Below are 21,188 nucleotides of genomic sequence, written 5' to 3'. Positions count from 1 at the left end.
AAGCCTTTTTTTATAAGCGAGGAAGTGTTTGAGTTTGAGCCATCATATAAGGATGTTGTGCCAGCGATAGCATTTCGTTATCTTCATAACTATTGCCGTACGCATAAATGGCATGGTAATCATCTAAATTGTATTGTTCTAAAATTCGGCTCTTTTTACGTTCACTGCTACAGTCGTCAATATAGTATTGCCCTGTATATTTGCCATCTTGTATTTCAGGTTCAGAACAAATAAGTTTGATGTTTAATAATTCACATAGCGGTTGTAAATAAATATTGAGTGAAGCAGAAACTAACACTACCTCGTGCCCTAACGATTGATGTTGTTTAAGTTGAGCAAGTAATATTGGATTAAGTTGTTGACTCAAATTTTGTGCATATTCTTGTCCATACTGTGCAATAGGTATAACCTCTTTTTGGGTAAACATAGAGGCAAATAAACGCTTACGCATAGCAGGGGCAGTGTATAAGTTGAGAAAATAACCTTTAATCCACGGAACAATTTTGAGTCCATTAATTAAAATATGTTGTTTATCGAGTGCATAAAAAATAAAGCCTGTAAAGCTGTCGCCTAGGTATAACGTGCCATCAAAATCAAAAAGCGCTAAACTTTTTAGCGGTGCATGCATGTTTCATATCGTCCATTTACTCGGGTAGCATACCAATTGGTATTGTATTCTCGGCTAAGCTTAGGACCCGAAATAATTACTTGCGGCATAATAGCATAAGGTGCAGATTTGCCTGTTTTTTGCTTATAAAGTTTTTGTACAGTGAGATAGGTATCTGTACTTTCAAAACTCTGTTCTTTTTCAGTCTCTAAATCATTTCGAATTTTTCTTGGCGTAAGCACAATATTATTTCGCGAAAATAACTTGAGTAATGCAATTTCTGTATCACTGTTTTGTGAGAGTGGCTTTTCATTTTTATCATACACAAGTAGATCACCATCAAGTGCAAGGTTCTGTTGAGTGAGTTGATTTAGAACTTTTTGAAAAGAGGCATTACGGCTTGAGTAAATGCCTGAGTTATAGTCTGCAAAACGATAAATCGGTTTGTTATAACTCGCGTCATACATCATTAAACGGTGTATGCCATAATATAATCCACCGTATTGCGTATATAAATAATCACGTAATTGGTTGGTGTTCATGCTTTGTTTAAGGTGGTCTTGTGCATAGCGTACTTGCACTTGCATAGAACCTAGGGTAGTAATTGGGTTCATTTTTTCTGCAATATCTTGTCCAACAAATTTAGCTGTATTTGTAAATAAACTAACATGATAGCGTTTTGTCATGTCATCAAAAATCTGACGATAAAGGACGTCTAGGTCTTTTTCTGTTTTAACCTGATGCATTTGTTTTAGATAACTATTACTCACACTCGGCTGATTTTTTAAAACATTATTAAAATACTGGGCAATAGGTTTTCCAAAACGATCACCTAACTTATCTGTAAATTTTTCTTCTAAGCGAGTGTTTACTTCTTTAACGGCTTTTGCACCTAAACCTGGCACTTGTGGGTTTGCAACAAAGTTCGATTCTTGATCTACAATTGCAATGATGCTACAAACATTTTGTTTGTTCCGCTCAATTTTAAGCTCATCCATGATGTTATAAATGTCTTCTGCCCATGCCTCTCGATGAACTGTGCGTGTTGGAACTAAACGTTTAATTGATTTTTGCGTTAATATAGGCGTGTCTTGTTCTTCTTGTTGCTCTGACTGACCACACGCAGTAAGTGCAAAACAAACGCCAAGGATGAGAAGTTTATTCATATACAACCCGCATGTGAATTTTGCCGAATTGTAGATGGTTTTTTTTAGATTGTATATTGCTATTTAAAGAGGTTTTAATGGAAAACAGCCATCAAGAAAATCGGTTTTTTGAACAAGAACTACGACTTGAAAACTACCATTTATTTTTGGCAAGTGATTTGATTCAACAAATGGAAAAATGTGTAAATGCTCATAATCTACATCTCGGATTAACGCCTGAATATTTTGATCAGATTCAACATCAACTTGTGATTAAAGAAATCCAAACAGAGCGTAAATCATTTTATGGTGAAGCGCTAAAAATACGAACATGGGTTAAGCAGACGCATGAGCTTTATGTTGTTAGAATAACTATTATTTATTGTCAGAAACAGCAAAACACCATATGGATCAATCAATCTAAATGGGGATGTCTTGATTTAAAGACAAAGCGTTTAAATCGATTACCACCTACAGTGTTTCAGATTTACAAAGCAAATGAGTGTATATGAAATTAGATTTAGCAGAAAATGAACCTAAAATTACATTAACAGATGCATCAGGAATTCAAAAAGATATTACCTATGACTCAGTCTTACTAACAGGGGCACTAGTAGCGATGTATCATGAGGGAGCAATTACGGTTGTGGGGCAAGATGGTGAACCTATTTTTGATATGACGGTACAGTATCACCAAAAACAAAAGCGCTAAATAAACATTAGTTTTGTTAAAAAATGGCTTAATTATTATAGTTTAAAGATTAAAAACCAACTTTCTTAGTTAGGAAATGACCGAACTAGTATCATTTCCTAATAGGTAAACCCTCACCACAAAACGTAACATATAAATTGAAATAACTATCACAAATAGAACAATTTTTTTAATAGGTCTATATTTTTAAACCTTAGCTGTTTTATACTGTACCCATATTAAGATATTTTATTTTTTACACGTCATGAGAGCCTTTTAAAAAGAGTACGTGACGGTGTATCTACATTTTTGAGTAATTCATGGCAGCTAAAAAAAAGTCTGTAAATATCAGTAACATACGTAATTTTTCTATTATTGCACATATTGACCACGGTAAATCAACACTTGCAGACCGTTTTATTCAAATGTGTGGTGGATTACAAGCACGTGAAATGCAAGCACAGGTTTTAGACTCAATGGAGTTAGAGCGTGAGCGTGGCATTACCATTAAAGCGGCTTCTGTTACATTATATTATACTCACCCAAATGGCGAAGAATATCAGCTAAACTTTATTGATACTCCAGGGCACGTAGACTTTTCTTATGAAGTTTCACGTTCTTTAGCAGCATGTGAAGGTGCACTTTTAGTTGTAGATGCTGCTCAAGGTGTTGAGGCCCAATCAGTTGCAAACTGTTATACAGCAATTGAACAAGGCTTAGAAGTTTTACCTGTATTAAACAAAATTGATTTGCCACAGGCAGAACCTGAACGTGTTATTCACGAAATTGAAGAAATTATTGGTATTGAAGCAACAGAAGCACCAACATGTTCTGCAAAAACAGGTATGGGTGTTGAAGGTGTATTAGAAACACTTGTAAATATTATCCCTGCACCACAAGGTGAACGTGAAGCACCATTACAAGCGCTAATTGTGGATTCTTGGTTTGATAACTATTTGGGCGTAGTTTCGCTCGTTCGTATCAAACAAGGTCGTATCCGTAAGGGTGAAAAAATGTTGGTTAAATCAACAGGGCAAACGCATATTGTAACTTCTGTGGGTATTTTTAATCCAAAACATACCGAAACTGACATGCTTGAAGCAGGTGAGGTTGGTTTTGTTATTGCAGGGATTAAAGATATTTTTGGTGCGCCTGTTGGCGATACCATTACACATATCAATACACCAGATGTTGTTTCATTACCAGGTTTTAAAAAGGTAAAACCACAGGTGTATGCAGGTCTATTTCCAATTGATTCAAGCGATTTCGAACCATTTCGTGAAGCATTACACAAACTTCAAATCAACGATTCAGCTTTGTTCTTTGAACCTGAAAGTTCAGATGCACTAGGTTTTGGTTTCCGTTGTGGCTTCTTAGGAATGCTACATATGGAAATTGTGCAAGAGCGTTTAGAGCGTGAGTACAATTTAGACCTCATTACATCTGCACCAACTGTAATCTATGAAGCAGTAACTAAAGCAGGCGAAACGATTTATATTGATAGTCCATCAAAAATGCCAGATGGCAGTACAGTAGAAGAGCTTCGTGAGCCAATTGCAGAATGTCATATTTTAGTGCCACAAGAATATTTAGGCAGTGTAATGACCTTATGTATTGAACGCCGTGGTATTCAAAAAGATATGAAATTCTTAGGAAATCAAGTATCTATTACATTTGATATTCCAATGGCAGAAGTAGTAATGGATTTCTTTGACCGATTAAAATCATGTTCACGTGGTTTTGCATCACTTGACTACAACTTTGTGCGTTTTGAGGCAGCAAATTTAGTAAAAGTTGATGTGCTGATTAATGGCGAAAAAGTAGATGCTCTTGCAATGATTTGTCATCGTGATGATGCGCGTCATCGTGGTAACTCACTTGCTGACAAAATGAAGGATTTGATTCCGCGTCAGATGTTTGATGTGGCAATTCAAGCGGCAATTGGTGCGCAAATTATTGCACGTTCGACTGTAAAGGCAATGCGTAAAAACGTGTTAGCAAAATGTTACGGTGGTGATGTTTCTCGTAAGAAAAAGCTTCTTTCTAAACAAAAAGAAGGTAAAAAGCGTATGAAACAGGTGGGTAGTGTAGAAATTCCACAAGAAGCATTTTTAGCTGTATTACAAGTCGACAAAAAATAAGGTCTTAGGAAAAGCTCATGGATTTTGATTTTAATTTAATCCTCGTGCCAGTCACAATTATACTTTTTATTGTATGGCTGTTAGATAAACTCAAGTTTAAACAGCGTGAAAAGCTGGGTAAGGGGAATGAAAATTTCATTGTTTCATGGGCGTATGATTTCTGGCCAGTATTAGCAATCGTTCTTATTTTACGTTCATTTTTATATGAGCCGTTTAATATTCCATCAGACTCTATGGTACCGACGTTAGAAACGGGTGATTTTATTCTTGTAAACAAATTTGACTATGGTGTGCGTTTACCCATTGTAAACAAAAAAGTTATCGATGTTGGCGAACCACAACGTGGTGAAGTGATTGTTTTTCGTTATCCGCTCAATCCTGGTATTAGTTATATTAAACGTGTAGTTGGCTTGCCTGGCGATCATTTAGAGTTTCGTGATGGTTTGTTATCTATTAATGGTAAACAAGTTGATTATCAGCCTACACAATTTCAACGAGAAAAAGATAAACTCTCTTCTTTTAATGTAAACTATCATTTAGAAACATTAGGTGAGCATAAGCATCTTGTTCGTCATTTAGAGGGTAGAAATCCACTTGTTGAACAATATAACTATGCCATGCAAGCCAATAATCAAAGTTATATTCCATTTGTTGCAAAAGATAGCCAAGTATTTGTTCAAAGTGAAGGACAAAATTGGGAAGTCACTGTACCAAAGGGACAGTATTTTGCAATGGGTGATAACCGTGATGAAAGTGCAGATAGTCGTTTCTGGGGTTTTGTACCTGAAGAAAATCTAACAGGACGTGCTTTTTATATTTGGATGCATAAAGAACCAGGTTTACATTTTCCAAGTTTTAATCGAAATGGTAAAATCGATTAAAATTTAATAAGAGAGAAAGAAAATGATACGGTCACAACGGGGCATGTCCATAATTAATCTTATAGTAGGTATTTTTTTATTTACTTTGATATTAAAACTTTCTTTTTCTCTTATACCTGCGTATTGGGATAATCATATTATTAATAAGCAACTTACTGAGTTGCTTGCTCAAAATACTTCAGTTTCTCAACTTACGCAAAAAATGAATGAACGTTTAGAAATGAATGATATCCGTGATCTAAAATTTGAAGATATTGCAAAAATTTCAAACTTACAAGATCAGGTTAAAGTTTCTACACACTACGAAGTTCGGAAGCATTTGCTTTCTAATATTGATTTAGTTTTAACCTTCGAGAAAAATTTTGATCAAAGGACAATCCAAGTTAAATAACCAACGTTTAGCACAGCAGATTGGGTATCAATTTAAACAGCCTGAACTGTTACAATTGGCACTTACTCATCGCTCAGTAAGCCATAAATCTAATTATGAACGCCTAGAATTTCTTGGAGATTCTTTATTGGGCATGATTATTGCCAATTACTTATACCATGCTTATCCTCATGAAAATGAGGGACGTTTAACGCGTATGCGTGCCAGTTTAGTTCGCCAAGAGGCATTAGGTAAAATTGCCAATGACCTTAACTTTAGTCAGTATATGATTATGAGTACAGGTGAATTAAAATCAGGTGGGCATCATCGCGAGTCTATTTTAGCTGATACAGTAGAAGCAATTATTGGTGCAATTTATTTAGATTGTGCAGATTTAGAGCATCTTAAAAAAATTGTACTCAATTGGTATGTTCCATACTTAGGGCATATTGAACCAACTGATCAGCTAAAAGATCCAAAATCACGCTTACAAGAATATTTGCAAGCGCGTAAAAAACCATTGCCAATTTATGAGGTCACTGATATTCAAGGTGATGCACCTAATCAGCACTTTAAAGTAACTTGTCAGGTTAAAGATTTGCCAACGGTTGTTGGTCAAGGTAGTAGCCGTCGTTTTGCTGAGCAAACAGCAGCCGCGGAAATTTTAAAATTATTGGAGCAAAAAACTGCATGACAATGTCATCTGATCAACCCCAAGACGATCAAAATTCACAAGAGAGCAACGATTTAGTTGATCAATTCTTTAGTTCGCAGAATATTACAATTCCTGCCGACTTTAAAAGTGGATTTGTAGCAATTGTGGGTCGTCCAAACGTAGGTAAATCTACGTTGATGAATCATTTGTTGGGACAAAAGCTCTCGATCACCTCCCGTAAGCCCCAAACAACGCGTCATAAAATTGTGGGTATTGATAGCCGTGAGAAATCTCAAGCGGTTTATGTAGATACCCCAGGGATGCACAAAAAAGAAGTACGTGCCATCAATAAAATGATGAATCGTGCTGCACACTCTGCACTGCGTGATGTAAATTTAGTATTATTTGTTGTTGATGCCCATAAGTGGACACAAAACGATGAACTTGTACTTGAAAAATTACAAAATGCTGAAATGCCTGTTATTTTAGTGATCAATAAAATTGATACACTTGAAGATAGAAGAATGGTACTGCCGCTTATTCAAGAACGTACAAAACTCATGAATTTTGTAGAAATTGTTCCTGTATCTGCATTACGTGGTGCAAATTTAGACCATTTACGTGATGTGATTGAGAAATATTTACCATTCTCACAACCTTTATATGCATTTGATCAAGTGACAGACCGTTCTGAGCGTTTTTTAGCAAGCGAAATTATTCGTGAAAAAATTATGCGTCAGTTAGGCGAAGAACTTCCTTATGATTTAACAGTACAAATTGAGTCATATAAAACAGAAGATGCGACTGTAAATCCAAAAACAGGACGCACTAAACCTGCATGTACCTACATTGATGCTACAATTTTTGTTGATCGTCAAGGTCAAAAAGCAATTGTAATTGGTGATAAAGGTTCTAAACTCAAAAAGATTGGCATGGACGCTCGTGTAGACATGGAAAAAATGTTTGAGCAAAAAATCATGCTAACACTTTGGGTGAAGGTAAAAGGCGGTTGGTCTGATGACGAGCGTGCTTTAAAAAGTTTAGGGTATAGCGATATATAATTAAAAATACAATTAAGCCAACAAAACAGTTGGCTTAGTTTTTAAAAGGTAAGATTAATGAACAAAGTATTATGTATTCTTGCTGTGACTTTATTACTACAGGGCTGTATTACTAAAGTAGTCACTTTACCTGTAAAAGTAGCATATAAGACCACAAAAGGCGTTGTAAAAGGGACAACAGCTGTTGTTGGTGCAGTCATTCCTGATGGTGATGACAAGAAAGATTAATGAGAAATGAATTATTACAAGGATATTTAATCCATCATCGTAAATATAGAGAACGAAGTCATATTGTTCATTTATTTACACAAGAATATGGGCGTATAGATGGTGTGCTTAGACAAACACCCCCTCCACAATTTCAGCCTATTCAGCTATTAGCTTCTGGACGATCTGAACTTAAAAATTTTAGTAAGTTAGAAATTCAGCATCAGCCTATTTTTTTTCATGGCGATGCATTTTTTTGTGGCTTTTACTTAAATGAACTTATTCTACGTTTGTGTGCGTTAGAAGAACCGATGCCACAGACATTTGCTCAATATACTAAAACGCTTCAGCATTTACAAAAGATTGAATATCAAGAACATAAGACACTATATTTAAAGCAATTACTTAGAAAATTTGAACTTGTAATTTTAAGTGAACTTGGTTATTCACTTGATTACACAGTCGATCATAAACAAGCACCAATTGTAGCCGAGCAATTTTATTCTTTTCATTTAAATGAGGGTTTTGTTCCACTTGCACAAAAAGCAGGCTTAAAAGGTGAGGATATTTTGTCTATGTCATCTTATAATTTACAGGAATTTAACTCCCAACAGCTCACGTTGTTAAGTCGATTGTATCGCCAAATTATTAGTGCCTTACTTGGTGATCGTCCATTAAAAAGCCGACAACTTTGGGTACAGCAAAGATAGGAAAAATTATGGCAGTTTTATTAGGTGTGAATATTGACCATGTTGCTACTTTAAGACAAGCAAGAGGAACACAGTATCCTGATCCTGTACAAGCCGCTTTGCTATGTGAGCAAGCAGGTGCACAGGGCATTACATTACATTTACGAGAAGACCGTCGTCATATTCAAGATGATGATGTACGTCGTATGCGTTCTGTATTAAAAACACGTATGAACTTAGAAATTGCGGTAACATCAGAAATGGTGGAGTTTGCAACAGAAATTAAACCTCATCATATCTGTTTTGTGCCAGAACGTCGCGAAGAGTTAACTACAGAAGGTGGCTTAGATGTATTGGGTAATTTTGAAAATATCAAAAAAGCAACGCAACAATTAATGGATTTAGGTTGTGATGTGTCGTTATTTATCGACGCAGATTATGAGCAAATAGATGCTGCTGTTGCATGTGGTGCGCCGACAATTGAACTTCATACAGGGGCTTATGCAGATGCACTAACACCTGAATTACAAGAAGTAGAATTGGTACGTATTATTAAAGCAACACAATATGCACATAATTTAGGGCTAATGGTCAATGCAGGACATGGCTTAAATTTAGACAATGTTATGCCAATTGCCAAAATTCCTCATATTAATGAGTTAAATATTGGACATTCAATTATTGCTGCGAGTGTTTTTGTAGGCTTATCACAAGCAGTAAAAGATATAAAACATGCTATTGAGGTTGCACAAGCATGAAGTACGATGTCTTAATGCAACCTGTTATTGAGTTTTTAGGTTGTGAAACGCCTAAAGTATGGATTGATGAGGCACTTAATAATCTAGATATCTTGATGCAAGATCATGCAAATTGTGAAAAAAAAGCAGCAAGTACTGCAATGAACTTAATGTTTCGTTATAGTTTTTTTGCAGATTTACAGGTTAAGCTTGCTCAGCTTGTTCGCGAAGAAATGTTGCACTACGAGCAAGTGTTAGAGTTAATGAAAAAACGTGGGCAAACATGGCAAGCATTAAGTGCAGGGCGCTATGCAACTGGACTACGCAAAGAAGTACGTACATATGAACCAGAAGCCTTAATTGATATCCTGATTATTGGTGCTTTTGTAGAAGCGCGTTCTTGCGAGAGATTTTATGCACTAGCACCTCATGTTGATGAAGAGTTAGGCCGATATTATGGCTATTTACTTAAATCAGAATCACGTCATTATGAAGATTATTTATCTTTAGCATTAGAGGTGGCAAATACATCAAAATTAAAAAATGCTAAAGAAACTATACAACAAAGAATTGAGCATATTCGTGGTGTCGAAAAAGAGCTTATTTTAAGTTCTGATGACACATTTAGATTTCATAGTGGAATACCAATAAAGGCATCTTAAAGATGCCTTTTCTATGAATAAAAAAAAGCCCACTTTTATGCTGTGGGCTTTTTAATATTTGGCTCTCCAACCTGGGCTCGAACCAGGGACCTGCGGATTAACAGTCCGTCGCTCTACCGACTGAGCTATTGGAGAATCTGAAGCCCATTATATAGATTAAAATTGATGGGTCAATATTATTGAGTGTAAATGGTTTTTTATTATACAAATAAAGATAAGAATATGAAAAATATTGCATTAATAGAATTTATAAGGTTAAATAATCTGATCTTAAGGGTTTAGCTTTATGCTAAACGGTGTGGATTTAACCTAACTTGCCAGCACTAAATGGCTAAAATGGAGGGTACTGTGTCTGTACTTGAAATTGATCAAATTTTTTCAAATCTAAAAAATTATCAAGATAATTTAGAGTGTATTATTAAAAAACCACACTTATATTATCAACCTATAGATTGTGCTGTATTATCGTTTTCTTGTGTTAGCCAACAAAAATTATATCTAGGTGATTTATTACAGCTTTGGCAACAAAAAAAATGGTTAACTTTATTTTCTGAACATACCTCTTGTCCATTTTGCGCATATCCTTATGCAATTTATTTTGATTATTTAAATCAAACAACAATTGTTAAAGCTTGGCATAGTCAAGAAAAAAGACATGTTTCATATCAAATAAAACATGCCTTTGATTTTTACTTAGCATTTATACAGTTGCAGCGTCCCTAATCTTCAGCCGTATTTTTAGGCGTATATAAATGATGTTCAATCAAATGTTGGCGTAATATACGACGTAATTCCAAAACAGCCTCAGGTGTTTCTTGAATAGAGTGGCCACCATGAACAATTTTCTCGGAAATAGCATGGTTTAAATGGGCACTTTTATAAGGTACAATTCCATCTGTTATAATATTTGGATCAGTACTATTGGTATTATTACCAATAATAGAGTGATAAGGTAAACCTGCTTTTGGCATTACATCTTTTGTGATTTTCATAAAGTTCGATTTATAGCTTAAATCGCTTGGGCCATTTTGGATTAATCCATTATCAATTTGCTTAACAATATTTTTAACAGGAATATCCCCTTGTATTGAATCTGCAAGGGCACCAATAAAAGCATTTGGAAGTTTAATAATTCTACGTGCCACTTTAGTAAACCATAAGTCTGCAAAAGCAGTACCACGATGAGGTGAGGCTAGGAAAATAGCACGGTCAAAATTTGGAATAGAATTAATTTGAAGGCGTTGATACAGAACAGGGTCATTACGATGACTTTGGATTTGGCGCGATTTAATAATTTTAAATGCCTGTTGTGATATATCTGCATCACTCACAAGCAAACGCCCAATTACGCCTCCCATACTATGCCCAATTAGGACAGAATCTTCGCGTGCAGGGTCATTCTTACCTAACTGATCAAAAGATTGGTTAATAATGGCATAAATTTGAAATCGACTTTCAAGCATTGGCATATTAGTAGAGTAAAATACTTGCCAAACCTGATAATGTTCTCTTAAAACCTTATCACCCATAATATCGTTGGTTAAGCGAATCCAAGCCTCTGGACTACTTGCCAAACCATGCACCAAAACAATTACTTTTTTATTTGGGTTATAAGGCTCTAACATATATAAATGAGGCATAATCAACTGTTGATCACGGTCAATCAATGACAAATAAGCTGCGCGCCCCAAATTATTTTTTGCAAGCCATAAACCATAGGGTGCCGAGAAGTTAGCAGCCAAAGGGTATGACTTATCTTCAACTTTCATTTGATCATTTTGGTAAGGATCAATAATTTTTATAAGTAACGGCGCACCATTAAATAAGTCTTGTAAACTTGTATTAGGTTTAGGAGTAATGGCAATAGTAGTTGCTAAATACCGAGGCGAATGTATGTTTGGGTTACGCCCATTTTCAAACTTATGATGTAATGGGTCTAAAATATATTTATTCTCTTCAGGACGTTTTTCTTCAGGTAAAACAGTTACAAACTCTGAACCAAAACCATCACGACGGTTAATAGAGCGTAAGCCTAAAAAGTTTAAATTATAAGTAGATAAAAAGTCTTCAATTTTTGTGTTTTGTAATTGTGGATAGTCACTAAAATCTTTAATGTATTCCTTATTGCCAATCATAAATGAAGCTGATTTTTGTGATGCGTATTCATGGCGTGTTGAATACAACATCAATAATTTAGCACTTGCTTGGTTATAAAAGTCACGTACCTGCACTTGGCGGTTATCAAAAATACGTTGATCGGGGTGACGTTCTGTTTTGAACAGATAGGCATAGCTGTAACGAATACTCTGATCAAGCATATCAAGTTCTTGATCAATACAATCATCTTGTAGTTTTCTTTTTGCAAGTTGTTCAGGACTTAGATTGTCAGTATCTCCTTTAATTTTTGCTTTACAGCTTGCAGATTTTTCTAGTAATTTTGCTTTAGCTAAATAAAGTTCACTGGCTGTTGAAAAAAATTGTTCATCAGGGACTTGAGGAATTTGTTTTATATCTGTCAAGCAAGACTCAGGTGTATCTGTACAAGACTTAGATTCACGTCCCGTCATTGACAAGACATTTAAACTTGCCTCACTAAGTTTATCACGCGTTAAGATACTATCACGTTCATTGGCAATAGTGATATTTAAGGCTTGCTGTTTTACACTGACAACTTGACAACCTGTCATCATCATTGTGCCAATTAGCAGGGAGAGTGTGGCAAAAGAGTATTTTGTAAACAACATAGAACCTATTTAAAGAAAAAAAAGACCGCCAAATGAGCGGTCTTTAGAGTTTTAGTAGCGACCTTGCTTCATTGCAGCTAAGTCTTCCCAAACATTTGTACGACCTTTGGTTTTAATTTCCTTAATGAGACGGTCTACAACCGCTGCTTCTTCAGGATATTTAATTTTATAGTTGTTGAGTGTTGTTAAAGCATTTTTTGTTTGCTCTAAATACAAATAGTTATTTGCAGCAGATAAGTAAGCTTCTTGTACACCATCTTTCATTGCTTTATTTAGATAAGCGACAGCTTCGCGTTGACCACCGCCTTCAGATAGACTAAAACCAAACCAAAAGTTTGTCATTGCATCATTTGGGTTCATTTTAAGCAATCGTTGTGCATATTTCAAAGATTTAGTGGTGTATTGTTGTCCTAAATCTAAATTACGCGCCATGATAGATGCTTTTAGTGCACGAATAAGTACATCATAAGATGCATTATCTTTTTCTGCGTAAGTATCTAAAATTTGCGTCGTTTGGCGTAACTTGCTTTCAAAACCACGACGCATCATTTTGTTATCAAAATGTGGCGGATAATGACGTGCTTTACCTTCAACAAGCTCTAAAAAGTCATCTAAATCTGTCACATCAAGCTGGTCTTGTCCTGCTAATGGTACATATTTTACATTTGATTTTGTGCTATTGATTGTTGGAATAATAAGGCGATTAACATCAAAAGTTGCTGTTTTAGAGGGGTCTGTTTGGCTAGTTGCAATCATTTTAGTGACAGGTTGTGCTGCAGCTTTTTTAAGATCTATTTCAAAAGCTGGTGGAGCATCATAATCAAATGGATTGAGTGCATAAAATGGTGCAGATAGGCTAGGCTCTTGAAAAATTATAGGTTCTTGTGAAGCCATTTCTTTTTTTTGTGACAATGGATGTTTTACAAGCGGTGTATTACATGCTGTTAAAAGACCTGCAGTTGCAAGTACAGTCAGTAATGGTTTTAATGTCATCATTTTTTCCAATATTGTTGTTGAATATCAAGCAGTCTATGAAAAACAATTCTGTGATGCAATGTAAAGCATGTAACAAAATTAGGTTTTTGTTTGTGACTCACATTCGCGACGCATTTCTGCTAAAACTTTCAGTTCTTCATTTGTGTAGGGTTGCTGGTTTTGTTTTTGATTAAATGTTGGATCAAGTAAAGATAAACGCTGACACAAGGTATTCATGCGTTTTTCAGTATGTTCTAGACGATCTAATAAAACTTTCATTCCTTCTAAAATAGGGTCAGAGATATCTTGAGAAGCTGCATAGGCTTGAAAGCCAATATTTTGTGCATAATTACGGCGTTTTTGTTCTTGTTCTTTATGTTCTTTGTAGATATAGCGAGCAGGTGAGCCTACAGCTGTAACACTACTTGGTACAGCTTTCGTGACAACGGTATTAGAGCCCACTTTTGCATTCTTACCAACAGTGAAAGGACCTAAAATTTTAGCCCCTGCACCTACAATGACCCCATCTTCTAAAGTGGGATGTCGTTTACCTTTTTGCCACGTTGTACCACCTAAGGTAACACCATGGTATAACGTAACATCATTGCCGATTTCAGCTGTTTCACCAATCACAACCCCCATACCATGGTCAATAAAAAAACGTTGACCTATTTTAGCACCGGGGTGAATCTCAATACCTGTTGCAAAACGGCTAAAAGAAGAAAGTAAGCGAGCTGTTGTTTTGCAGTCTTTTTCCCACAGATGATGTGCGACACGGTGCATTGCAATGGCATGTACACCGGGATAAGTGGTTAAGACTTCTAATGTATTACGTGCTGAAGGGTCTCTGGCAAAAACCGCTTGTACATCTTCTTTTAGTTGTTTAAGCATCTTCATTCTTTTTATCTCGTTCGGTTAATGCTTCTACACGGCTAAAGACACCGCGTAATAAATTATATTCCATACGGTCAAGCTGAATACGCCCAAACAAACGGCGTAAACGCATTGGAAGTAATCGTTTATTATTTGGATCTAGAAATTCGATTTTTTCGAGCATTTTTTCCATATGTGGATAAAATTGTTCCATTTGCTCATGTGTGACAAGTGGCTCATCCCATTGCATTTTTTGAGTATGATACACAGGCATTTTCGCGGCTTCTGCTGGGCTTTCTTCTACACTAGCAGCCATACGAAGCTCATAACTAATCACTTGAATTGCTTGCGCAACATTTAACACCCCATAATCAGGATTAACAGGAATAGTTAAATGATAGTTTGCTAAAGCAAGCTCTTCATTGGTTAAGCCACGATCTTCACGACCAAACACAATTGCAATTTCTTGTTCTTGGTTAATTTTCTCAACCGCAAGTTCACAAGCAGGACGTGCATCAAGAATTGGCCAAGGTACGGTACGGCTACGGGCACTTGTACCAAACACAATATGGCAATCTTGAATGGCTTGCTCTAGTGTGTCTACAATTTGAATTTGTTCGATTAAATCTGTTGCACCTGCTGCAAGTGCGTCAATATCAGGATGTGGATAAGTTTTAGGTGCAACAAGAATAAGTTTAGATAGTCCCATCGTTTTCATAGCACGCAAAGCACTTCCAATATTTGCAGGAAGCGTTGTATTGACCATGACAATACGAACATGATTAAGCGTCTGTTGAACTGATTTCATTTTCTTTTCCATCATTATGAATATTGACTGACTTCTGCTTCATATTGATCCATAGCTTCGTCCATACTCATGTTAGACACAGGGGGAGGAGTAGGAGCAACAATTTTTGCAGCTTTAGATTTAACTTGATATTCAACCATTACATTCTCCTTACCAAAATAGTCACGGAGTTTGGCAAGTAGCTCATTTAGTGGGGCAACACACCAACTTTGACACAAGTGCATCTCAGATGCTGCAAAACTAAAATCAAGCTTTAAAATCAATGGAATATGTTGGCACATATCAACATCTTTAAATGGCTGTAATAGTGCAGGAAGGTCTTTAATAAGTTCGGAGGTCAGTTGCGTTTCAGTCAGCTTAATTTGAATATTTTGTGCACGTTTTTGTCGAATTTCATTTAAACTAAATGCTTTGCTTAAACGTCCCATTGGTCGGTCAAAGCCCTCACGTTCGTATACTTCACCTTCCATTACAATAATTTCATCAATTTGTACGATTTCTTTGAAACGTTGAAAACGCTCGTGGTTACAGCTTACTTCAAAACGCGCTGTACCATCATCTAAAGTAATGAGTACACGGTTAGGGAAGTTAGCCACATCCAATACTAAACCTGAAAAAATGACGGTTTGACCACGACGCGTTGGGCTTAATTCATTAAGTTTACATTTAACAAAGTGCTTTAATTCAGACTTATATGTATTGATAGGATGACCTGTAAGGTATAGTCCTAAGGTATCTTTTTCACCTTTAAGACGTACTTCATCAGACCACGGTTTAACAGGTTTGATGGGCTTACGTTGCACCTCAGCCACTTCGCCAAACAAGTCCATAATCCCTGTTTCGCGGTTTTGACGGGCTTGCTCGGCAGCTTGTACCGCTTCAGGCAGTTGTGCCATCAGTGTGGCACGTTCCATACCTAAACAATCTAATGCACCACCACGAACCAAGGCTTCTAATGTACGTTTATTAATTTTTTTAAGATCAATACGATGGCAAAAATCAAATAAATCAACAAAATCACCCTCTTTTTGGCGTGCATCAATCACCGATTGCATAGCTTGCTCACCTACGCCTTTGAGCGCACCTAAACCATAAACCACGGTTTTCTCATCGCTTGCATGGAAACGATAAGTCGACATATTGACCGATGGTGGCATGACGGTAAGTCCGTTATTACGGCAGTCATCAATTAAAAAGACCACGCTATCGGTATCGGTCATTTCTGAAGACATGACCGCAGCTAAAAATTCAGCAGGGTAATGTGCTTTTAACCATGCGGTGTGGTACGCCACAAGGGCATAAGCAGCAGCATGCGATTTGTTAAAACCATAGCCTGCAAACTTTTCCATAAAGTCAAAAATATGGTTGGCTGTGGCTTCATCAATGTCTTTTTTTGCAGCACCTTCAATAAAGATCTGGCGTTGTTTTACCATTTCTTCGGGTTTTTTCTTACCCATCGCACGGCGTAGTAAATCTGCACCGCCAAGCGTGTATCCTGCACATAGCTGTGCCGCCTGCATCACCTGTTCTTGATACACCATAATACCGTAAGTAGGTTCAAGTACACCTTCTAATAAAGGGTGTAAGTACTCAAAATCTCCCCCATGCATACGGTGAATAAAGTCAGGGATTAGATCCATTGGACCGGGGCGATAAAGCGATACAAAGGCAATAATTTCTTCAAATTTGCTTGGGCGTGCTTCTTTCAGCATGCGTTTCATACCAACGGATTCAAACTGAAAGACCGCTGTTGTATTGGCATCAGCAAAGATTTTATAGGCTTTTGCATCGTCTAAAGGGACATGCGAAATTAAAATTTGTTCTTTTTCTGATAAGTTTGCATTAATATTTTTAACGGCATCTTCAATAACGGTTAAGTTACGTAAGCCTAAAAAGTCAAATTTAACTAAACCTGCAGATTCAACATCGTCTTTATCGTATTGCGCAACACGGTTTGTGCCATCTGCATCGCACAAAATAGCAGAAAAATCGGTAATTTTACCCGGTGCAATCACCACACCACCTGCATGTTTACCTGTATTACGGGTAATACCTTCTAATTTAAGTGCCATTTCCCAAATTTCGCTCGCATCGTCGTTATCTGGGTTAGATGGATTGGTCACAATATCTTTAAGTTGTGGTTCCATATCAATGGCGGTGGCTAAATCTACGCCAAGTGGTTTAGTCGGCACCATTTTAGAAATACGGTCTGCTAAACCATACGATTTACCAAGTACACGTGCAACATCTCGAATTGCACCTTTTGCTGCCATGGTACCAAAGGTTGCAATTTGGGACACCGCTTCACGTCCATAATGACGTGACACATAGTCAATCACACGGTCACGACCTGCAATACAAAAATCGACGTCAAAGTCGGGCATGGACACACGTTCTGGGTTTAAGAACCGTTCAAAGAGTAGGTCATAACGTAATGGGTCTAAATCGGTAATTTTTAAACTATAAGCAACGAGTGAGCCTGCACCGGAACCACGCCCGGGTCCTACAGGTACTTCATTATTTTTTGCCCAATTAATAAAGTCCATGACAATTAAAAAATAGCCTGGAAACCCCATGCCTAAAATAATATTGATTTCGTACTCAATACGTTCGTCATAAGGTTTACGAATTTCTGCCCAATCATCCCCACGTTGCTCAGGCGGATATAGCAGATTTAACCGTTCTTCTAAGCCTTCTTTTGATAAATGAGCGAAGTAAGTATCAATGGTAAAACCATCAGGAATTGGGTAGTCAGGTAAAAAGTATTCGCCTAAACGCAATGTAACGTTACAGCGTTTGGCAATATGAACAGTATTTTCAATGGCACTTGGAATATCGGAAAATAGTGCCGTCATTTCTTGGGTGGTTTTAAAATACTGCTGATCGCTGTATGTGCGTGGACGACGTTGATCTGCTAAAACATAACCATCGGCAATACACACGCGTGCTTCGTGGGCATCAAAATCTTCTGAATGAATAAAATGCACATCATTATTTGCCACCACACCGACATTGTATTTAGATGCAAGTTTGACTGCTTCGGCAATAAAGTTTTCTTCGTTTGGGCGTCCTGTGCGTGTGAGGCTTAAATAAACACGGTTACCAAATTTTTGATGCCATGCTTCAAATAAAGGTTCGGCTTTTTGTGGGTTAGAAGAGCATAGCATTTGTCCTACATCGCTATGTAAGCCTAACATTAAAATAATGTCTTGGTTTTGCTCTAAAATCCAATCTTTGTGGATACATGGAATATCAAGTTGTTGTCCTTCAATAAAGCCACGCGATACAATTTCGGTCAGGTTACGCCAACCTTTATTACTCATCGCTAGCATTTGAACACGATGCTTTTCGTCGTTTAGGCGAACTGTTGCCCCTAGTAAAGGTTTAATGCCCTTACTTAAACAAGATCGATAAAATTTAACTGCCGCATGAATATTAGATAAATCTGTCATGCCTAAAGCGGGAATATTATGCTTTACAGCAGCTTTCATAAGCTCAGGTATGCGTACAATTGATTCTGTAATCGAAAATTCTGTATGTATACCAAGATGAACAAATTGCTGCATAAAGTTTTCCTTTCCCAAACGAATACGTATTTTAGCATGCTCTTAAAAAGATGAGCGCATAAAAAAAATGCCAACACGAGGTTGGCATTCAAATTTATCGGCGTGTGGCTAAATAGCGTCCAATACGTGAGATGGCTTCTTTAAGCTCATTTTCTGCGGGTAAGAACACCACACGGAAATGGTCGGGTGTTGGCCAATTGAACCCTGTACCTTGAACAAGAAGCACTTTTTCTGCACGTAACAGATCGAGCATCAATTTTTCATCATCTTGAATTGGATAAATGTTTGGATCAAGTTTAGGGAAGCAGTACATTGCACCTTCTGGTTTGACACAGCTTACGCCCGGAATTTCATTGAGCATTTCCCATGCAATATTGCGTTGTTCGTATAAGCGTCCACCCGGACGAGTTAAGTCGTAAATAGATTGATAACCGCCAAGTGCTGTTTGAATGGCAAATTGTGCTTGTACGTTGGCACATAAACGCATTGATGCCAACATATCTAAGCCTTCAATAAAGTCACCTGCATGTGATTTATCACCTGTGATGACCATCCATCCTGCACGGTAGCCTGCAATACGATACGCTTTTGATAAGCCATTAAACGAGATACATAACTGTGAACCTGCTAATGAGGCAAGGCTGACGTGTTCAATCCCATCGTAAATAATTTTGTCGTAAATTTCGTCAGCAAATAAAATAAGATCGTGTTTTTTAGCGAGTTTTACAATTTGCTCAAGTACATGGCGTGGATAAACTGATCCTGTTGGATTATTGGGATTAATCACCACAATACCGCGTGTATTTGGCGTAATTTTGGCTTCCATATCAGCGATATCAGGATACCAGTGATTTTCCTCATCACATTTGTAATGAATGGCTGTACCACCTGCAAGATTGGTTGCCGCTGTCCAAAGTGGATAATCAGGCATCGGTACAAGCATTTCGTCGCCATCATTGAGTAAACCTTGCATTGCCATCACAATGAGTTCAGATACGCCGTTACCCACATACACATCTTTAACATTAAGGTCTAAAATACCTTTTTGTTGGTAATATTGGCAAATTGCCTTACGGGCTTGAAAGATACCTTTAGAGTCTGAATAGCCAATTGCATTTGGAAGGTTCAATGCAACATCGTTAATAATTTCTTGTGGCGCTTCAAAACCAAAAGGAGCAGGGTTGCCAATGTTCAATTTAATGATTTTGTGTCCCTGTTCCTCCATTTCATTGGCGGCGCGTAACACTGGTCCACGAATGTCATAGCATACATGCTCAAGTTTAGATGACTTTTTTATTTCGCGTGGTGTGTTACCGAAAACCGACATAATGTTGTCCAATTATATGTATGTTAAGGAAAAATAGATTGTAGTACGATCTATCTCAAATTTCGCTAGCATTTTATTCTGCTCTAGCGTAAATATAAAGATGATTAAGCATGACATCGAATATTATAGATGCAAAGGAGTTGATCATGGGAAAAGTCAATAAAACAGAACGGGAATGGCAACGCGAACTTTCGCCTGAAGAATACCGAGTAACCCGTCAAAAAGGCACAGAAGCACCGTTTACAGGTAAATATTGGAATACAAAAAAAGAAGGAACATATGTTTGCCGTTGTTGTGGTGAACCGTTGTTTACCTCACAAACAAAATACGATAGCGGTTGTGGTTGGCCAAGTTTTTATCAGCCTGTTAATCATACTGTCATAGAAGAACATGATGATCTAAGCCACGGTATGAGCCGTACAGAAATTATTTGCCATCATTGTGGTGCGCATTTAGGGCATGTTTTTGATGATGGACCACAGCCAACAGGGTTACGTTACTGTGTAAATTCTGCTTCACTTAATCTAAAAACATCAGAACAACAAGATGAGGAAAATTATCCATGACTACAATTTATCAACTCGAAGCAGATCTATTAGATGGTACAGAGAAGTTTTTATCTGACTATGAAGGTAAAGTTTTACTGATTGTAAATACCGCAAGTAAGTGTGGATTCACTCCCCAATTTGCAGGTTTAGAGCGTTTATATCAGCAATACCATGCGCAAGGTTTTGAGGTTTTGGGTTTTCCATGTAATCAGTTTGGTGGGCAAGATCCTGCAAATAACAATGAAATTGGTGCATTTTGTCAGAAAAACTACGGCGTAAGTTTTCCAATGTTTTCAAAAGTAGATGTCAAAGGTCCTGAAGCGCATCCTGTTTTTCGTTTTTTAACGCGTGAAGCTAAGGGTGTTTTAGGATCTCAGTCCATCAAATGGAACTTTACTAAATTTTTAGTAGGTAAAGACGGTAAAGTATTGGCACGTTTTGCACCAACCACAAAACCTGAAGCGCTTAGTCCAGAAATTGAAACAGCACTTTCTGCTTAGC

The 21,188-nt window shown here is 37.0% G+C and carries 22 protein-coding genes and 1 tRNA gene; 14 read left to right on the top strand and 9 right to left on the bottom strand.

Annotation, left to right across the window (positions count from 1 at the left end):
* Positions 1-10 precede the first annotated feature (10 nt).
* Both PCI70_RS07250 and PCI70_RS07245 read right to left on the bottom strand, forming a co-directional pair.
* The gene (locus PCI70_RS07250) at positions 11-628 is read right to left on the bottom strand and encodes an HAD-IB family hydrolase (RefSeq protein ID WP_269914659.1); all 618 of its coding nucleotides are present in this window, start codon (positions 626-628) and stop codon (positions 11-13) included.
* Positions 613-1,773 carry a DUF1615 family protein gene (locus tag PCI70_RS07245; protein ID WP_269914658.1) on the bottom strand — a complete coding sequence of 387 codons (1,161 nt, stop codon included), beginning with the start codon at positions 1,771-1,773 and terminating at the stop codon, positions 613-615. Before PCI70_RS07245 ends, PCI70_RS07250 begins: the two co-directional genes overlap by 16 nt.
* Positions 1,774-1,850: 77 nt before the next feature.
* Between PCI70_RS07245 and PCI70_RS07240 the strand changes: the two genes are divergently transcribed.
* The 11 genes from PCI70_RS07240 (at position 1,851) to PCI70_RS07190 (ending at position 9,846) form a co-directional block, all read left to right on the top strand.
* Positions 1,851-2,264, top strand: coding sequence for an acyl-ACP thioesterase domain-containing protein (locus PCI70_RS07240; RefSeq protein ID WP_269914657.1), 414 nt, complete (start codon positions 1,851-1,853; stop codon positions 2,262-2,264).
* A complete protein-coding gene (locus PCI70_RS07235; RefSeq protein ID WP_269914656.1) occupies positions 2,261-2,464 on the top strand; it encodes a hypothetical protein in 204 nt (67 codons plus the stop codon). The genes PCI70_RS07240 and PCI70_RS07235 overlap by 4 nt, the downstream gene beginning before the upstream one ends.
* 299 nt (positions 2,465-2,763) lie before the next feature.
* On the top strand, positions 2,764-4,584 hold the full coding sequence (gene lepA, locus PCI70_RS07230; protein ID WP_269914655.1) for a translation elongation factor 4: 1,821 nt from the start codon (positions 2,764-2,766) through the stop codon (positions 4,582-4,584).
* Between the two features lie 17 nt (positions 4,585-4,601).
* Positions 4,602-5,465, top strand: a complete 864-nt coding sequence (gene lepB / locus PCI70_RS07225; protein ID WP_269914654.1) for a signal peptidase I — start codon at positions 4,602-4,604, stop codon at positions 5,463-5,465.
* 43 nt (positions 5,466-5,508) lie between these two features.
* Positions 5,509-5,856, top strand: a complete 348-nt coding sequence (locus tag PCI70_RS07220; RefSeq protein ID WP_269914653.1) for a DUF4845 domain-containing protein — start codon at positions 5,509-5,511, stop codon at positions 5,854-5,856.
* Positions 5,828-6,529 carry a ribonuclease III gene (gene rnc, locus PCI70_RS07215; RefSeq protein WP_269914652.1) on the top strand — a complete coding sequence of 234 codons (702 nt, stop codon included), beginning with the start codon at positions 5,828-5,830 and terminating at the stop codon, positions 6,527-6,529. Before PCI70_RS07220 ends, rnc begins: the two co-directional genes overlap by 29 nt.
* 2 nt (positions 6,530-6,531) lie before the next feature.
* Positions 6,532-7,551 carry a GTPase Era gene (era, locus tag PCI70_RS07210; RefSeq protein WP_269914834.1) on the top strand — a complete coding sequence of 340 codons (1,020 nt, stop codon included), beginning with the start codon at positions 6,532-6,534 and terminating at the stop codon, positions 7,549-7,551.
* Positions 7,552-7,608: 57 nt separating this feature from the next.
* Positions 7,609-7,779 (top strand): NF038104 family lipoprotein, encoded by a 171-nt coding sequence (locus PCI70_RS07205; protein ID WP_269914651.1) that lies wholly within the window; start codon positions 7,609-7,611, stop codon positions 7,777-7,779.
* Positions 7,779-8,468, top strand: coding sequence for a DNA repair protein RecO (gene recO / locus PCI70_RS07200; RefSeq protein ID WP_269914650.1), 690 nt, complete (start codon positions 7,779-7,781; stop codon positions 8,466-8,468). The genes PCI70_RS07205 and recO overlap by 1 nt, the downstream gene beginning before the upstream one ends.
* A gap of 8 nt (positions 8,469-8,476) precedes the next feature.
* Positions 8,477-9,205: a pyridoxine 5'-phosphate synthase gene (gene pdxJ / locus PCI70_RS07195; protein ID WP_269914649.1), complete on the top strand. Its 729-nt coding sequence runs from the start codon at positions 8,477-8,479 to the stop codon at positions 9,203-9,205.
* Positions 9,202-9,846 (top strand): tRNA-(ms[2]io[6]A)-hydroxylase, encoded by a 645-nt coding sequence (locus PCI70_RS07190; RefSeq protein ID WP_269914648.1) that lies wholly within the window; start codon positions 9,202-9,204, stop codon positions 9,844-9,846. Before pdxJ ends, PCI70_RS07190 begins: the two co-directional genes overlap by 4 nt.
* A gap of 59 nt (positions 9,847-9,905) precedes the next feature.
* Here PCI70_RS07190 and PCI70_RS07185 read toward each other — a convergent pair.
* Positions 9,906-9,981: transfer RNA gene (locus tag PCI70_RS07185), tRNA-Asn, on the bottom strand.
* 213 nt (positions 9,982-10,194) lie between these two features.
* On the opposite strand from PCI70_RS07185, the gene PCI70_RS07180 reads away from it, so the two are divergent.
* Positions 10,195-10,569, top strand: coding sequence for a hypothetical protein (locus PCI70_RS07180; RefSeq protein ID WP_269914647.1), 375 nt, complete (start codon positions 10,195-10,197; stop codon positions 10,567-10,569).
* On the opposite strand, the gene PCI70_RS07175 is transcribed toward PCI70_RS07180, so the two are convergent.
* The 6 genes from PCI70_RS07175 to PCI70_RS07150 all read right to left on the bottom strand — a co-directional run bounded on the left by PCI70_RS07175 (position 10,566) and on the right by PCI70_RS07150 (position 20,139).
* Positions 10,566-12,590 carry an esterase/lipase family protein gene (locus PCI70_RS07175; RefSeq protein WP_269914646.1) on the bottom strand — a complete coding sequence of 675 codons (2,025 nt, stop codon included), beginning with the start codon at positions 12,588-12,590 and terminating at the stop codon, positions 10,566-10,568. The two genes, PCI70_RS07180 and PCI70_RS07175, sit on opposite strands and share 4 nt — an antisense overlap.
* A gap of 51 nt (positions 12,591-12,641) precedes the next feature.
* Entirely contained in the window at positions 12,642-13,583 is a 942-nt protein-coding gene (locus tag PCI70_RS07170) for an ABUW_2363 family tetratricopeptide repeat lipoprotein (RefSeq protein WP_269914645.1), read from the bottom strand.
* Between the two features lie 81 nt (positions 13,584-13,664).
* Positions 13,665-14,456: a serine O-acetyltransferase gene (cysE, locus tag PCI70_RS07165; RefSeq protein WP_269914833.1), complete on the bottom strand. Its 792-nt coding sequence runs from the start codon at positions 14,454-14,456 to the stop codon at positions 13,665-13,667.
* Positions 14,449-15,246 (bottom strand): RNA methyltransferase, encoded by a 798-nt coding sequence (locus tag PCI70_RS07160; RefSeq protein ID WP_269914644.1) that lies wholly within the window; start codon positions 15,244-15,246, stop codon positions 14,449-14,451. Before PCI70_RS07160 ends, cysE begins: the two co-directional genes overlap by 8 nt.
* A gap of 14 nt (positions 15,247-15,260) precedes the next feature.
* Complete coding sequence (dnaE, locus tag PCI70_RS07155) at positions 15,261-18,812, bottom strand: DNA polymerase III subunit alpha (protein ID WP_269914643.1); 3,552 nt, start codon at positions 18,810-18,812, stop codon at positions 15,261-15,263.
* A gap of 94 nt (positions 18,813-18,906) precedes the next feature.
* Positions 18,907-20,139 carry a pyridoxal phosphate-dependent aminotransferase gene (locus PCI70_RS07150; RefSeq protein ID WP_269914642.1) on the bottom strand — a complete coding sequence of 411 codons (1,233 nt, stop codon included), beginning with the start codon at positions 20,137-20,139 and terminating at the stop codon, positions 18,907-18,909.
* A 146-nt stretch (positions 20,140-20,285) separates the two neighbouring features.
* Between PCI70_RS07150 and msrB the strand changes: the two genes are divergently transcribed.
* Positions 20,286-20,705, top strand: coding sequence for a peptide-methionine (R)-S-oxide reductase MsrB (gene msrB, locus PCI70_RS07145; RefSeq protein ID WP_269914641.1), 420 nt, complete (start codon positions 20,286-20,288; stop codon positions 20,703-20,705).
* Positions 20,702-21,187 (top strand): glutathione peroxidase, encoded by a 486-nt coding sequence (locus tag PCI70_RS07140; protein WP_269914640.1) that lies wholly within the window; start codon positions 20,702-20,704, stop codon positions 21,185-21,187. Before msrB ends, PCI70_RS07140 begins: the two co-directional genes overlap by 4 nt.
* Position 21,188: the final 1 nt, after the last annotated feature.

Source organism: Acinetobacter sp. HY1485, from assembly GCF_027568475.1.
GTDB lineage: Bacteria > Pseudomonadota > Gammaproteobacteria > Pseudomonadales > Moraxellaceae > Acinetobacter.
The sequence above is the reverse complement of the archived record's forward strand: the minus strand, read 5'-3'. Positions and strand labels throughout refer to the sequence as shown.